The 12,777-nt window shown below is 68.6% G+C and carries 10 protein-coding genes and 1 tRNA gene; 7 read left to right on the top strand and 4 right to left on the bottom strand.

All coding sequences use genetic code 11. The annotated features are described in order from the left end of the window. Window positions 1–84: 84 nt before the first annotated feature. Window positions 85–161 (bottom strand) — tRNA-Met (locus tag D0901_RS18190). Window positions 162–332: 171 nt separating this feature from the next. On the opposite strand from D0901_RS18190, the gene phbB reads away from it, so the two are divergent. Then, the gene (gene phbB / locus D0901_RS18185) at window positions 333–1,079 is read left to right on the top strand and encodes an acetoacetyl-CoA reductase (RefSeq protein WP_129141721.1); all 747 of its coding nucleotides are present in this window, start codon (window positions 333–335) and stop codon (window positions 1,077–1,079) included. Window positions 1,080–1,161: 82 nt separating this feature from the next. Here phbB and D0901_RS18180 read toward each other — a convergent pair whose 3' ends face one another. Next, window positions 1,162–3,939, bottom strand: coding sequence for a DUF349 domain-containing protein (locus D0901_RS18180; RefSeq protein WP_129141720.1), 2,778 nt, complete (start codon window positions 3,937–3,939; stop codon window positions 1,162–1,164). A gap of 249 nt (window positions 3,940–4,188) precedes the next feature. On the opposite strand from D0901_RS18180, the gene minC reads away from it, so the two are divergent. From minC to sbcB, 4 genes are all read left to right on the top strand, one after another. Then, complete coding sequence (gene minC / locus D0901_RS18175) at window positions 4,189–4,920, top strand: septum site-determining protein MinC (RefSeq protein WP_129141719.1); 732 nt, start codon at window positions 4,189–4,191, stop codon at window positions 4,918–4,920. A gap of 51 nt (window positions 4,921–4,971) precedes the next feature. After that, the gene (minD, locus tag D0901_RS18170; protein WP_129141718.1) at window positions 4,972–5,790 is read left to right on the top strand and encodes a septum site-determining protein MinD; all 819 of its coding nucleotides are present in this window, start codon (window positions 4,972–4,974) and stop codon (window positions 5,788–5,790) included. Next, on the top strand, window positions 5,787–6,035 hold the full coding sequence (gene minE / locus D0901_RS18165) for a cell division topological specificity factor MinE (protein ID WP_129141717.1): 249 nt from the start codon (window positions 5,787–5,789) through the stop codon (window positions 6,033–6,035). The genes minD and minE overlap by 4 nt, the downstream gene beginning before the upstream one ends. An 84-nt stretch (window positions 6,036–6,119) precedes the next feature. Beyond that, complete coding sequence (gene sbcB / locus D0901_RS18160) at window positions 6,120–7,592, top strand: exodeoxyribonuclease I (RefSeq protein ID WP_129141716.1); 1,473 nt, start codon at window positions 6,120–6,122, stop codon at window positions 7,590–7,592. A 61-nt stretch (window positions 7,593–7,653) separates the two neighbouring features. Here the strand turns inward: sbcB and D0901_RS18155 are convergent, their stop codons facing one another. Together D0901_RS18155 and D0901_RS18150 are read right to left on the bottom strand one after the other, a co-directional pair. Beyond that, window positions 7,654–10,479 (bottom strand): insulinase family protein, encoded by a 2,826-nt coding sequence (locus tag D0901_RS18155; RefSeq protein WP_233440468.1) that lies wholly within the window; start codon window positions 10,477–10,479, stop codon window positions 7,654–7,656. A 2-nt stretch (window positions 10,480–10,481) separates the two neighbouring features. Beyond that, window positions 10,482–11,165 carry an SOS response-associated peptidase gene (locus D0901_RS18150; protein WP_129141714.1) on the bottom strand — a complete coding sequence of 228 codons (684 nt, stop codon included), beginning with the start codon at window positions 11,163–11,165 and terminating at the stop codon, window positions 10,482–10,484. A 176-nt stretch (window positions 11,166–11,341) separates the two neighbouring features. Here D0901_RS18150 and D0901_RS18145 point away from each other — a divergent pair, with 176 nt between their 5' ends. Then, on the top strand, window positions 11,342–11,956 hold the full coding sequence (locus tag D0901_RS18145) for a TetR/AcrR family transcriptional regulator (protein WP_129141713.1): 615 nt from the start codon (window positions 11,342–11,344) through the stop codon (window positions 11,954–11,956). Continuing rightward, on the top strand, window positions 11,953–12,777 hold an 825-nt coding region (locus D0901_RS18140), incomplete at its 3' end, for an MFS transporter (RefSeq protein ID WP_233440467.1). The genes D0901_RS18145 and D0901_RS18140, both read left to right, overlap by 4 nt.

Here is a 12,777-nt window from a genome sequence, read left to right as displayed (position 1 = left end):
CGAGGGCCGTTTTTCGATCGGCGCTGCAAAAGGCACGCAAAAAAAAGGCGAACCGCCCATTGGACGATTCGCCTCTTTACAATTTGGTAGCGGGGGCCGGATTTGAACCGACGACCTTCGGGTTATGAGCCCGACGAGCTACCAGGCTGCTCCACCCCGCATCAGATCGTGGAGCGTATTCTACGCAAAATTGGCATCACGTCAAGTGTTCGTCGGGTATTCGCACGGGGGCGGTGTCGTCGACCATACTAACCGGTGGCAGGGCTCGGAGAGGGCCCGTCGCCAGTCGAAGACTCACGTCGGTTCAACGTCATGACTCAGGGGGAGACAAGATGACACAAACAGCACCCGTCGCTTGGGTAACCGGTGGCACCGGTGGCATCGGCACCGCCATTTGCCGTGCGCTGGCCAAGGAGGGCTATCAGGTCGTGGCTGGCTATCACAATCCCGACAAGGCCAAGCACTGGCTGGAGGAGCAGCAGGCGGAGGGCTACAACAACATCGCCCTGTCCGGCGCCAATCTGATCGACTACGAGGACTGCGAGGCCGGGGTGCGCGAAATCCGCGACAAGTTCGGCCCCATCAGCGTGCTCGTCAACTGCGCCGGCATCACCCGCGACACCACACTGAAGAAGATGAGCCCCGAGCAGTGGAACGAGGTCATCGACTGCAACCTCAACAGCGTCTTCAACACCTGCCGCTGCGTGATCGAGGACATGCTCGAGGCGGGGTACGGGCGTATCGTCAACATCTCGTCGATCAACGGCCGCAAGGGACAGTTCGGTCAGGCCAACTACTCGGCGGCCAAGGCCGGGATGCACGGGCTGACCATGTCGCTGGCCCAGGAGACGGCGACCAAGGGGATCACCGTCAACACGCTCTCCCCCGGTTATATCGCCACCGACATGATCATGAAGATTCCCGACAAGATCCGCGAGTCGATTCGCGAGACGATCCCGGTCAAGCGCTTCGGCGAGCCCGAGGAGATCGCTCGCGCGGTGTGCTTCCTGGCCGATCGCGGCTCCGGTTTCATCACCGGGGCCAATCTGGACATCAACGGCGGCCAGTTCATGGGCTAGACGCCGGCCAACTGCAACTCCCCGCACGAGAGCGAGGCTTCGGCCTCGCTCTCGGCGTTTACGGGGCCTGCGGCCGTCCGGTTCAGGGCGGTGGAAGCTCGGCCAGTCGCGACAGCTGACGGTCCAGCTCGGCGGCCTCGCGTTCCCACAACGCCGGTGCCACGGGGCCGGTGGCGAGGATATCGCGCAGTACGCCGTGGAGTTCGTCGGCCCGGGTCAGCTCGCGACCCAGGCCGTCGTTGAGACGCTGGACCTGGATCGCCAGACGCAACGGCTCGTCCTCGCGGCGCACCGTGCCGCCGGCGAGCAGTGCCAGATGCACGCGCAGGCGGGTCAGGCGTTCGTCGACCACGTCATCGGGCGGTGGCGCACGCCGGGCGGCATTGCGCTGTTCGTGGGCTTCCTGCATGTCGTCGTCGAGCGGTGACGACGGCAACGGGACCGACTCGGCCGTGCTGCCCTGGCATGCCCGGGCGTCGGCGGCGAGATGCGCCTCGAGCAATGGGCGCAGCGCCTGCCAGCGCTGAATCTCCTCGCTCACCGCGAGCCGTGCCAGGCGCTCGCGGCGCGCGCGGACGATGCCCGTCCAGCGCCGTCGCATGCCGTCGCTGCGCCGCCCCTGGGGCAGCGGTTCGAGGCTCTCGGCCTCGGCGATGGCTGCCTCGAGCGTGGCGACATCATCGCTGGCATCGGGCTGCCAGGCATCGATGCGCTCGATCAGCGCCTGCATGGCGTCGAGTCGCTCGCGGGTGCGCTGGGCCCGGTCGTCGCGTTCGTTCTCGCGGGCCGCGAAGAGGGTGTCGCAGAGGCCGCGGAATTCCCGCCACAGCGCCTGTTCCTCGCCCTTGGGCGCGCGGCCCAGCTCGCGCCACTGGCGTTGCAGCGTCTTGGCACGCTCGGCGCGCTGAGCGGCGCTGGTGGTGGTATCGGCCTGCAGGACGCGCGCCTTCTCGACCAGCTCGCGCTTGGCGCCGGCGATCTCCTGGGCTCGCCGGTCGATCAGCATCTGCAGGGCGTGACGAATCTCGCCGAAGCGCTGACCGATCGCCTGGGCCCGATCGCGGGGTACCGGGGCGAAGCGTCGCCACTGCTCGCGGGCCCGGTCGCGGATCTGGCGCAGGGCGTCGGGATCGGCGTCGGGGTCGGGGTTGGCGAGCAGGGCCTCGAGCTGCTCGCAGAGTGCCTCGCGGGCGGCGAGGTTGTCCTCGCGCAGTGCGTCGCGTTTTTCCCGCCAGGGTACCAGCCGCTCGTGGATGCGTTCCGAAGCGGCCCGGAAGCGGGCCGACAGTTCGCGGTCGGCGGCGGCGTCGCCGAGGTTCTTCCAGTCCTTGACCAGTTGACGATGCTGGCGGTCCAGCTCGACGTCGGCGAGTGTCGTGTCCTCGGCCAGGGCCTCTATCGCCTGGCACAGCTGCAAGCGCTTGGGACCGGCCACGAAGCCGCGCCAGTCGCGCAGCTCGGCGAGCTGCGCACCGAGACGCTTGAGTGTCGGCTGGTACTGGCGCCGGTCGGCCTCGGCGAGCTGGCCGAGGCGCTGGCGCAGGCTCTGGTGCAGCCGGCTGGCGCGCTTGAAGGCGCCCTGACCGAGCAGTGACTCGAGCTCCTCGAGATCCCGCGCGACGCGCGCCGCCTGTTCGGGCGAGCCGGCCGGCTCGTCGGGGGCGTCGGCGAGGCGCTGGCGCGCCTGGGCGAGCAGCGGGCTGGGTGGCAGGTCGTGAGGCCAGTCGAGGGCATCGAGACACTGCCGCAACGTCGCCTTGCGCGGCTCGGCCAGCGCCTCCTCGAGCGCCCCGACGTGGCGTTCGAGCCGCCCCCAGGCCTGGTTGATCCGTTCGTACTCGCTCAACGCCCGGGCGTAGCGATCGCTGAGGGCGGCCTCCGGCGGGTGGCGATCGGAGAGCGTCTGCCACTGGTTGTCCAGCAGGCGTTTCTGGGCCTGCAGGCTGGCGATGTCCTGCTCGGTGAGGCGCTCGCCGTGACGCAGCCCGGCCAGCGTGTCCTCGAGTGCCTCGATCAGCGAGCGGCGCGTCTCGTCGGCATCGTCGCGGCGCTGGTCGGCGGCGGCCAGCGCATGATGGTGGGCCTCGTGGTCGGCGATCACCTTGCGGCAACGCAGCGCGGCTTCCTGGAAGCGGCGCTCCTGTTCCGGCGTGGGCAGGTCGTCGAGGGATTCCCACTCGCGCTGCAGGTGACGATAACGCCCCGAGTAGAGCGGCTCCCAGGCATGACGGGCGTGGGCCTCGAGGGAGTCCAGCACGTGTTCGCGGCGTTCACGGGTCTCGCGGGCCTGGGTCTCGTTCTCGCGCAGCCGGTTGAGGCGTGCCCGCGCCTGGCGCGCGACCTGCTTGTCGCGCCGGGCGCGGCGTGCCAGCTGGGTCAGGCCGGCTTCGCTGGTGACCCGCTCGGCCGCGGCATGGCGTACCGCGGCGATGCCGTTGTCACAGGCCTGACGAAGCAGTCGGGACTCGTCGTCGAGACGCGCCAGGGCGGCCAGGCGCAATGCCTGATTGTCGCCTTCCAGCGCCAGCGTCTCGAGCAGCGTCGGCTCCTCGATGCGCGCGACCAGTTCGATCCGCGTGGTCAGCGGCGTGCTGCCGTCGCGACCGCTCAGCAAGCCGAGCAGGCGGCGATGCAGCTCGGGGCTGTCGTGGGTGTCGCGCAGCGTCAGCAGGCGGGCCGGGTCGTCGAGACTGGCCAGCGCGGTCTGACGCACGCCGGGGTCGCTGTCGGTGGCCAGACGCTCGAGCCGCTGGCGGTCGTCGTTGTCGGTGGGGTCGAGGCGCTCCGCGGCCTGGCGCCGGACCGAAGGGTCCCGGTGCTGCCAGCGCGGGGCAAAGAATCGTCGCAGAAATCCAGACATAGGTCGCAATGCATCCCTGAAATAACGATGATCAAACGGCGGGGCAGCCGGTCCGCTGGCGTCTTTCCGCCCTGTCGAGTGTCGCTTGCGGTATACCGCTATATAAGCATGAGGCCGGGAACGCGAAAAGAGCCGGGCGTCGTCGCTGGGCGACACTGACATGCGCCTTCCACAGCGCGTATGATCGGTTGCAGCTCGGCAGGCCCTCGCTTAGCTTTAAGAGTCATCATCCGATTGTGGAGACCGGCAATGAGCCTCAACGTGGACAGGGCTGGCAACGCCTTCTCTTTCAAGGGTGGCATGCTGCCCATGACGGTCATGGAGCTGACCAGCGCGGATCCCGAGCGGATTCGCGAGCAACTGGTCGGCAAGCTCAATCAGGCGCCGGCCTTCTTTCAGCATACGCCAGTGATGCTGAGTGTCGAAAAGCTCGAGGAGCCGCACCTGGCGCTGGAGCGGATCTGCGCGGTGTGCCGCTCCCACAAGCTGTTGCCGGTCGCGGTGCGCGGTGGCGGCGAGCCGGTCAAGCAGTCGGCATGGGCGCTGGGGCTGGGCTGGTTCCCGCCTCAGGAGGTGCGCCCGCGCAGCCTCGAGACCGTGACCCCCGCCCCGGCCGAGGAGCCGGCGCCGGTCGCGACGCCCCTGGGCAGCGTGGGCAGCCGGATTCACCGCGGCACCGTGCGTTCCGGCCAGCAGGTCAGCGCGGCCGACGGCGATCTGGTGGTGCTCGGCGCGGTGAACGCCGGGGCCGAGGTCCTGGCGGGGGGCAACATCCACGTCTACGGGGCGCTGCGCGGGCGGGCGCTGGCCGGGATCCACGGCGACCGCGAGGCCGGGATCTTCTGTCACGAACTGCACGCCGAGCTGCTATCGCTGGCCGGCAATTACAAGCGTCTGGAAGACATCGATCCGCAACTGTTGGGCAAGCCGGCGCAGGTCCGTCTCGACGACGACCAATTGACCATTGCGCCACTGGCCTGACGCGCGGTGATGTAACGCTCTTCGATTTCAGCAAGCAACAGGAAGCTTACCTTGGCCAAGATCATTGTAGTGACCTCCGGCAAGGGCGGGGTCGGCAAGACGACCAGTGCAGCAGCCATCGCCACCGGCCTGGCGCTGCGCGGCAAGAAGACCGTCGTGATCGATTTCGACGTGGGGCTGCGCAACCTCGACCTGATCATGGGCTGCGAGCGCCGCGTGGTCTACGATCTGATCAACGTCATTCAGGGCGAGGCCGGGCTCAATCAGGCGATGATCCGCGACAAGCGCGTCGACAATCTGCACATCCTGCCCGCCTCGCAGACCCGCGACAAGGACGCGCTGACCGCCGAGGGCGTCGAGAAGGTCCTCGATACCCTGGCCGAGGATTTCGACTACATCGTCTGCGATTCGCCGGCGGGCATCGAGCGCGGTGCTCAGCTGGCCATGTACTATGCCGACGAGGCGGTGGTGGTGACCAACCCCGAGGTGTCCTCGGTGCGCGATTCCGATCGCATCCTCGGGCTGCTGGGCTCGAAGACCCGGCGTGCCGAGCAGAACCGGGACCCGGTCAAGGAGCACCTGCTGATCACCCGCTACGATCCCGAGCGCGTGACCGGTGGCGACATGCTCAATCTCGAGGACATCCACGAGATCCTGGCGATCAACCTGATCGGCCTGATCCCCGAATCCGAGGCGGTGCTGCGGGCGTCGAACCAGGGCATTCCGGTCACGCACGATCAGAAGAGTGATGCCGGTCAGGCCTATTCCGACACCGTGGCGCGCCTGCTCGGTGAAGAGGTGCCGTTGCGTTTCCATGAGTACCAGAAAAAGAGCCTGCTCTCGCGCATGTTCGGAGGAGGTCGTCGGTGAAGCTACTCGAGTTTCTCAAGCGTGAACGCAAGAAGTCGGCGTCGGTGGCCAAGGAGCGGCTGCAGATCATCGTCGCGCATCAGCGCAGCCAGCGTGACCAGCCGGATTACTTGCCGATGCTCGAGAAGGAGCTTCTGGAAGTGATTCGCCGCTACGTCAACGTCGACCAGGAAGCCATCAACATCACCCTCGACAGCGAGGACGACTGCTCGGTGCTCGAGCTCAACGTCACGCTGCCGCGCTGAAACGCGATGGCCGAGCGGTGCTGAGACGTGATCGCGGCTGTGCTAGGCTGAGCGCCTTTCCTCCGACGCTTAGGGAGAGCGTGCATGGCCCGTGGTGGCGATTCGCAGCAGACCTTTCTCTGGCACGATTACGAGACGTTCGGTGCCGACCCGCGCAATGATCGCCCCTCGCAGTTCGCCGCGATCCGCACCGACGCCGATTTCAACGAGATCGGCGAGTCCCTGACGCTCTACTGTCGGCCGGCCGACGACTATCTGCCCTGGCCCCAGGCCTGTCTGATCACCGGCATCACGCCGCAGACCGCCAGCCGCCGGGGCCTCCCCGAGCGGGAGTTCGCCGCGCGCATCAACGCGCTGATGAGCCAGCCCGGCACCTGTGCGCTGGGCTACAACAGCCTGCGCTTCGACGACGAGGTGTCGCGGCATCTCTTCTATCGCAATCTGCTCGATCCCTACGCCCGCGAGTGGCAGAACGGCAATTCGCGCTGGGACCTGATCGATGTGGTGCGCGCCTTCCACGCGCTGCGCCCCGAGGGCATCGAATGGCCCCGGCGCGACGACGGCTCGCCGAGCTTCCGGCTCGAGGACCTCACCGCCGCCAATGGCATCGAGCACGCCGGCGCCCACGATGCGCTGGCCGACGTGCGTGCCACCATCGCCCTGGCGCGACTGCTGCGCGAGCGCAACCCACGGCTGTTCGACTACCTGCTTTCATTGCGTAGCAAGCGGGCGGTGGGCAAGTTGCTCGACATCCCGTCCCACAAGCCGATGCTGCACATCTCGCGGCGCTATCCGGCGAGCCGGGGCTGCAGCGCGCTGGTGGTGCCGCTCGCCGAGCATCCCGGCAACCCCAACGGGGTGATCGTCTACGACCTCAGCATCGACCCCGCGCCGCTGTTCGAGCTCGACGCCGGGGCGATTCGCCAGCGGGTCTTCGCCAGCGCCGACGAGCTCAGCGAGGGCGAGGCGCGCATCCCCCTGAAGATCGTGCACGTCAACCGCAGCCCGGTGCTGCTGCCGGTGTCGGCGCTGAGCGACACGGTGGCGGCGCGGGTCGGCATCGACCGCGCGGCCTGCGAGCGACACTGGCAGGCGCTGATCGCCAACCCCGAGGCGGCGCGCAAGGCGGCGCGCAAGGCGGCGGCGGTGTTCGCCGACGGCCCGCCGAGCACGCCCAGCGACCCCGATCTGATGCTCTACTCCGGCGGCTTCTTCTCGCCGGCCGACCGCCAGCAGATGCAACGGGTCCACGAGACCTCACCCGAGGCGCTGGGCGAGACCGCCTTCGCCTTTCAGGATCCGCGGCTCGAGGAGATGCTCTTCCGCATGCGGGCGCGCAGCTACCCCGACACCTTGAGCGGCGAGGAGCAGCAGCAGTGGGAGGCCTATCGCTGGGCCCGGCTCAACGATGCCTCGCTGGGCACGCTGACCCTGCAGGGGTTCGCCCGCGAGATCGAGCGGCTCAACCAGGTCTCGCTCGACGACCGTGAGCGCCAGATCCTCGAGGAGCTGGTGATGTACGTGGAGGGAATGTTGCCGCCGCAGGCTTTCGGGTAGGCCCTGTCCAGCCGACGAGAATCGACAGGCGCCCGCCGGGAAACCGGCGGGCGCAGTTCGTTCAGCGCGGCCCGGCGAGCGGCGTGAAACCGGCAGTGAGCTTGGCCACGTCGCTGGGCTCGGCGTCGTCGCCGAAGCTGATCGTCAGCGGTGCCGACTGACGCAGGGTCTGCCAGCCCTGGCGGACCTCGTCGGCGGTGAGCTTGGCGACCCGTGCGGCGAGGTGCTCGCGACGCTGGAAGTCGGGATCCGCGTGGACGGTTTCCTGCCACAGTCGTGAGGTCAGCTCGGCGAGCGACGAGGGGCGTTCCAGCAGGCTGTCATGGACCGCCTGACGATAGGGGGCCAGGGTCGCCTCGTCGAGCGCGGCGATGCGCTTGTCGAAGCCGTCGAGAAACGCCGTCATGCGCGACTGGATACGCGCGACATCGGCGCTCGGCGACTGCACCAGCAGGGCGAGGCCCGGGGCGTCGAGCAGCGGCTGGTAGCCGGCGTTGACGATGTAACCGAGCTGTTCCTCGGTGCGCAGCTGGGCGTAGAACGGCGTGCTGATCAACTGACCCAGCACCGCCAGACGCGCCTGGCTGGCCAGCGAGCGGTCCGGCCCCTGCAGGTAGCGCAGCACCGCGGTATCGTTGCGGCTGGAGTCGGGGTGCAGGGTGGGCGGCTTGGCGGGCACCGTCAGCGGCTGGAGTTCGGCAATCGCCGTGTCCTCGAGTTCGGGGGCGAGGGCGTTGTCGACCATCAATCCTTCGCGGCGGGCGAGCTCGGGGGAAAGGTTGCCCACCGCCATGCTCTCGATGTGCAGGGCGTCGAGAAAGCGCGTGCGATAGTCGCGCAGGTCGGCGGCGCTCAGGCCGTCGATTGCCTCGAGCAGCGCCTGGGGTGACCAGCTGGGCCGGATCAGGGCGTCGCCCAGGGTGGCCTGCATCCGCTGGTAGAGCGGCGCCTGGGGCGCGTTGCGCCACTGGCGTTCGAGTCCCAGCTTGACCCGCGCCACGCTGTCATCGGTGATCTTGCCGGACTCGAGCTGCTCGAGGACGCGCTGGATGACCCGCGCCTGATGATCGCGCCAGCCCGAGAAGGAGAGCGTGATGCCGCGCGCATGGGCGTAGGCGTCGTAGGACTGGCCGGCCAGGCGGGCCGGATACAGCGTCTCGTTGAGGCTGTCGTCGAGCCAGCCGGCGAGCAGCCGGGTCAGTGCCGCCTCCTTGGCGTCACGGGCCGCCAGCGGGCTCTGCAGGCTGAAGCGCCATTCCACGCGCGGCGTGCCGAAGCTGCTGTCGGGGCGGTACCAGAGGATATAGTGCGCGCCGTCGATCAGCGTCTGCGGGGCACTGGACTCGAGCGGCAGCAGGCTCAGGTCCTCGGCGATGTAGGGGTTGTGACCGGGCAGCGCCAGGCCGGCGAGTGGCTCGGCGCGGGGCCAGGCGTCGACGCGCTCGAGGGTGTAGGGCGCGTCGAACCAGCGGGTGGTCGCCTGGCCCTCGACATCGGGGCCGCTGTAGACGCGCAGCAGGCGTTGCGGCGTCAGCTTGGCGAGGATCTCGCGCAGCTTGTCGGGGTCGTAACCATCCATCCGGTAGGGGCCGTACTGGACGTCCTTCAGCGGATAGTAGGCCATGTTCATGGCCAGGTTGCTGGCCACGTGGATCGGCTCGCCGCGCTGCTGGAAGCGGAAGTCCTGCTCGGCGAGGTCGGCCTGTTCCTGGTAGCGCCAGGCATCGAGCCCGTGCTCGCGGATGCGCCGGATCATCGCGAACAGGCTGGCCTGGATGCGATCGAGGTGCTTGGCCCCTTCCGGGGTCAGGCTGACGTCGACCACCAGCAGCGCATCGTCGCCGTCGCCGCGGGCACTGCCGGCGGACAGGCCGTCGGCCCAGCCGGCCTGGCGCAGCGCGGCGAGCAGGCTGCCCTCGCCCTCGTGGCCGAGCAGGTTGGCGAGATAGCCGAGCGACTTGTGGCGGTAGTCCTGCTGCGGGTCGTCGATGGGGAAGGCGAACTCGACCTGGCGACGCTCCTCGAGGGTCTTGACCCGCAGTCGGGCCGGCAATTGCGCCGAGGTGAGCAGCGGCTCGGGGATCGCGGCGCGGGACAGGCCGCGATTGGGCACCGCCGCGAAGTCGTCACGCACCCACTGCGCCAGGGTGTCCAGCGGCTGCGGGGCGACCACCACGAGATCCATGATGCCGGCCCCGTAGTGCTTGTGGTAGAAGTCGATCAGCGACTGGCGCAGCGGCCGGTCGCCGTCCTTGAGGGTCTCGAGGCTGCCCACCGCGAAGCGGGTCGCCGGATGCGCGGGATCGAGCGCCTGGTTCATGGCGTCGTCGATTCGGCGGGTGTCGTCACGCAGGCGGGCCTGATACTCGGAGTTCACGGCGTGGCGCTCGCGATCGACGTACTCGGCATTGAAGCGCGGGGCGATGAAGAACTGGCTGAAGCGATCGAGGGCGCCCTCGAGGTTGCCCGGGTCGATGTCGAAGAAGAAGTTGGTGTCGCGATCGGCGGTAAAGGCGTTGTGGCTGCCGCCGTGCTGGTTGATGTAGCGCTGGTAGCTGTCCGCCTCGGGGTACTTGTCGGTGCCCAGGAACAGCATGTGCTCGAGAAAGTGGGCGAGCCCGGGGACGGCGTCGGGGTTCTGGTCGCTGCCCACGGCGACGTTCATCGCGGCGGCGGCCTTGTCGGCGTCGGGGTCGCTGATCAGCAGCACCTCCAGGCCGTTGTCCAGGGTCAGGGTGCGGTAGTGGCGGGTGTCGTTGGGGCTGACGATCGGCTGGCCGTCGTCGCCGGCGACCTGGGATGGCGTTTCGGCCGCCGGCGCCTGGCCGGCGAGGCCGAGCAGCAGCGCCAGCCCCAGGGCGGTCGCCCGGGTTCGCAGTGTGGGCATCATCACTCCTGTTCGCGGTGCCAGCGGACCATTCGCCCGGTGGGGCGGCCGCAGGCCCAGTCCTGATTCATGGGATCGTTCACCTGTCTAGATACCGGAAAAGCGCCCAACAGTTCCAAGGGCGCCGGTGACAGGCTCTTGCGAGCGGTTTCCAGCGGCGTCGCCGGATCGAGCCAGGCGGTCAGCCGGGCGGGGTCGACGAGCGCCGGGAAACGGTCGGTGAGCGGCGCCAGCAGCGGATTGACGGGCACGGTGATCAGCGCGGTGGAGTCGGTATAGCGCACCAGAGTGGTGTGATAGCGGCACCACAGCGCTGCCAGCAGCAGGGGACCGCGATCCTCGCGGGTGATCAGGAAGGGCTGCTTCATCCGCGGCTGCGGCTTCCACACATAGACCCCGCTGACCGGCACCACGCAGCGCCGGGCGGCGAACGCCTCGCGGAACATCGGGCGCTCGTCGAGCGATTCGGCCCGGGCGCAGTGCGGCGCATGGTCGAGCACCTTGAGCCAGGGCGGCGTCAGCCCCCAGAACGCCGTGACCAGATGCGGCTCGCCCTGCTCGTGGCGAATCATCGACACGGGGTGGCGTGGCGCCCGGTTGGGGCTGGTCAGCAAGGGCTGGTCGATACGCAGCGACGGCAGGCGCGTATCGAGGGCATGCTCGGCGATGTGCAGGCGTCCGGCCATCGGGCCTCCCGGGGCAGCGTGACGTCGAAGGAATGGGGTGGTCCGCGAAACACGGACTCGCGCGCCAGGCGGCATGTTATCAGGCTTGCGTTTGCGCGTGGTGTCGATATGCTGGGGTGAAAACACTGTTCGACCACGCCGTCCGCTGGCAGGACGGACGACAAGCGAGGCATTGAATGGCACGTCCCAGACAGCACGCGCCCGAGGCGTTGCATGCCCAGGTGATGACGGCATGCGACACCTGGCTACGGGAGAATCCCGTACATACGCTGTCCCTACGTGCGTTGGCGCGTGAGATCGGCTGTGCGCCGAGCACGCTGCTCAAGCTCTATGGCAGCTTCAACAACCTGCTCCAGTACGTCAACATCGAGACTCTGGAGCGCCTGGGCGGTGCCGTGGAGGGCATGGCCGAAGCCGCGCCCGAGCCGCGTCTCAAGGCGCTGGCCACCGCCTACTGGCAGTTCGCCCACAAGGAGCCCTATCGCTGGCAGTTGCTGTTCGACTACCCGCTGGCCCAGGAAGGCGAACTCGACCAGCGCCAGCACAGCATGATCGAGGGGCTGTTCACCCGCGTCGAGGCGACGCTCAAGGAGTATCAGCCCCGGCTCGACGATCTCGCGGCGCGGCGCATGGCGCGGACGCTGTGGGGCAGCGTGCACGGTCTGGTCCAGTTGGGGCTGAGCGAGCGCCTGGGGTACTGGCAGGGGCAGCAACTCGAGGTCGGCGAGCTGCTCGATCAGCTGCTCACCACCATTCTCGCCGGGCTCGAGCGCGTGCCGGAGTCGTCGTGAGTCGATCACTGATGGCGCGGCGCCAGTTCGCGCCCTTCTTCTGGACCCAGGCGCTGGGCGCCTTCAACGACAACGTCTTCAAGAACGTCCTGCTGCTGCTGCTGACCTTCGTCGCCGTGCCGCGCTACGGCTGGGACACGGGGCTGCTCAACAATCTCGCCGCGGCGTTGTTCATCCTGCCCTTCCTGCTGTTCTCCGCCTGGGGCGGAACGCTGGCCGATCGCATCGACAAGCGCCGGCTGGTCCAGCGTCTCAAGCTGCTCGAACTGGCGACCATGACGCTGGCGGCGGCGGCCGTGTGGTTCGAGCAGTTCCTGCTGCTGCTCGCCCTGCTGTTCATGATGGGTACCCAGTCGGCGCTGTTCGGGCCGGTCAAGTACGCCATCCTGCCTCAGCACTTGCCGCGTACCCAACTGGTCCAGGGCAACGCCTGGATCAATCTGGGGACCTTCGTGTCGATCCTGCTGGGCACGCTGCTGGCCGGCGTGCTCGCCGCGCTGGAGGGCCCCTGGTCGCGGGCGTCGATCGCCGTGGCGCTGATCGCTGTGGCACTGCTCGGCTATCTGGCCAGTCTGGCGGTCCCCCCGGCGCCGTCGAGCGATCCCGGGCGCGTGCGCTGGCGGCCGCTGTCCGGGAGTGTCGCGGTGCTGCGCGGCAGCTGGCGCGAGCCGCGCGTGTTCCGGGGCCTGCTGGGGATCAGCCTGTTCTGGTTTCTCGGCGCCTGTTACCTGACGCAACTGCCGGCCTGGGTACGCGACATGGTGCATGGCCAGGAGACCGCCGTCAGCTGGCTGCTGGGGGCCTTCGCGCTGGGGGTGGGG

The organism is Modicisalibacter coralii (assembly GCF_004117855.1).
Lineage (GTDB): Bacteria > Pseudomonadota > Gammaproteobacteria > Pseudomonadales > Halomonadaceae > Modicisalibacter > Modicisalibacter coralii.
Note: the sequence above shows the minus strand (reverse complement) of the source record. Positions and strands in the feature narration are given on the sequence as shown.